General features: G+C 48.7%; 2 pseudogenes. Both read left to right on the forward strand.

Annotated features, from left to right (window positions below):
• Positions 1–195, forward strand: a pseudogene (locus tag ACTHSP_RS22530) (preQ(1) synthase); the annotation flags it as partial.
• 99 nt (positions 196–294) lie between these two features.
• Positions 295–386: pseudogene (locus tag ACTHSP_RS22535) on the forward strand (7-cyano-7-deazaguanine/7-aminomethyl-7-deazaguanine transporter); the annotation flags it as partial.

Genomic DNA, 386 nt, shown 5'->3' on the forward strand with positions numbered 1-386 from the left:
GACTTCCATGAAGACTGCGTCAACATCATCATGAAAGACCTCATCGCCCTGATGGATCCGAAATACATCGAAGTATTCGGCGAATTCACACCGCGCGGCGGCATCGCCATTCATCCGTTTGCCAACTACGGCAAAGCAGGCACAGAGTTTGAAGCTTTGGCACGCAAACGCTTGTTTGAGCACGATGCACAATAATCCTGTTCAGACGGCCTAACGCCCTTTTCATTGCAAGACTTTCTCTATTGCACGGTCTCTCAAGGCCTCATGCCGTCTGAAAAACTCCGAAAGATTTCCATGTACGAATTTACCGCCGCACAGCAGAAGAAAGCGCTCTTCTGGCTGGTGCTTTTCCATATTTTTATTATTGCCGCCAGCAACTATCTGGT

It is taken from the genome of Neisseria sp. P0001.S005 (assembly GCF_051963715.1).